Annotated in this window: 1 protein-coding gene and 1 pseudogene; both read left to right on the top strand. The window is 46.6% G+C overall.

The genetic code is table 11. The annotated features are described in order from the left end of the window. Nucleotides 1-1,487: DUF294 nucleotidyltransferase-like domain-containing protein (locus A3729_RS19415; protein WP_156498032.1), on the top strand; the 1,487-nt coding region annotated here is incomplete at its 5' end. After that, nucleotides 1,474-1,751: pseudogene (locus A3729_RS19410) on the top strand (exonuclease domain-containing protein); the annotation flags it as partial. The gene A3729_RS19415 and the pseudogene A3729_RS19410, both read left to right, overlap by 14 nt.

Genomic DNA, 1,751 nt, shown 5'->3' with positions numbered 1-1,751 from the left:
TCTCCCGTGAGACTGATAAGTCTTTGCAGATCACTGAACAGGCGAGTCACGACGCCACGGCGTATAGAGATTACCGGCTCAACCAGCTGGTGTCGGAGTTGATGGTTAAGTCGCCTTTGTGTGCATCGAAAGAGACCAGTATTCAAGAAGCTGCCTTGCAGATGTCCGACGCAAAAGTGAGTTCTATCTTGCTTTTGGATGAGGGGGAATTGTGTGGGATATTGACGGACAGAGACCTTCGCTCTCGTGTTTTAGCTAAAGGAATCGACCCTCAGCTTCCGGTTTCTGAAGTAATGAGTACAAGCCTGAGAACGATAAAAGCCGATCAAACAGTGTATGAAACACAGCTGTCTATGATGACAGCGAATATCCATCATCTTCCCGTTGTCGAGAATGCGAAACCGGTTGGAATTATTACGCTGAATGACTTTATCCGTGCTCAAAATAGTGAACCGGTTTATATGATTCAGGCAATTAACCGAGCCAGTAACCGGGATACGCTTTATTCACTCAGTAAACAGTTGCCTGAACTGACCTGCAAGCTTATTCGCGCCAATGTTAGAGCCGATGAGATTGGCCGGATCATTACCTCGATCACCGATAGCATAACTCGTCAGCTGATTGTCCTTGCTCGACAGACTTTTGGAGATGAACCATGCGAATACGCCTGGGTGGTATTTGGCTCACAGGCTAGACAAGATCAGATGCTTGGCTCAGATCAAGATAACGGTATGATTCTCGATGATGCTGCAACACAGGAAATGGAAGATTACTTTAAACGCTTTGCTGAATTCGTAAATGAAGGCCTGGACAAATCAGGTTTGAAATATTGCCCGGGAGAGGTGATGGCGCAGACTGATAAATGGCGTCAGCCTTTAGAGGTTTGGAAGCAGTACTTTACTCGCTGGATCCGTCAGCCTGAACCCAAGGCGCTAATGCATGCCAGTATTTTTTATGATATTCGCCACGTTGCTGGCAAGCGTGAGCTGACGAAGTCTTTAAGTAACTTGGTATTGGAGGAGGCTCAAAAGAACACCATCTTTCAGGCATGTATGTCAGAAAATGCGCTTCAGACCTCACCGCCTTTAGGCTTTTTCAAAACCTTTGTGCTAGAGAAAGATGGCAATCACAACCCGGTATTGGATCTAAAACTACGGGGCACCGTGCCGATTGTTGCCCTGGTTCGTTTGTACTGCTTGATGAAAGGAATTGAAGAGGTAAATACCAGTAACCGGCTACAAGCTTTGGAAAGTGCAAAAGTACTCTCTGCCTCCGAAGCGAGCAACCTAAGAGATGCTCATGAGTTTATTGCTCGTTTGCGTTTGGATAGTCAGAGTAGGGCAATGATGCTGTCGCAGCCAGCGACAAACCACTTAAACCCGGATGAGTTATCTCCTTTGTTGAGGCATCAGCTTAAAAGTGCGTTTTCGGTTGTTGCTGAAAGTCAGCGCTTGTTAAAAATGCGGTTTGCTCATGGTTCTATATAAGCTTCAATACTGGTTAAAAAAACGGAATTGGTATCGCCAGGCACAGCGAACGCCGATCGCAGAGCTTTATGCCCAGCCTTCCTTGTCGGGGGGGACGAAGGTGATAGATCAAGACTTTCTGGTAGTCGATTGTGAAATGAGTGGTTTGGACCCGAAGTCGAATGAATTGCTGAGCTTAGGTTGGGTGCGTGTAAAAAATGGCCGGATTGATTACGCAACACGAAAACATCTGCTGGTGCACTCCAAGCAAACGGTAGGAGAAAG

This window comes from Oleiphilus sp. HI0043 (assembly GCF_001634935.1).
Note: the sequence above shows the minus strand (reverse complement) of the source record. Positions and strands in the feature narration are given on the sequence as shown.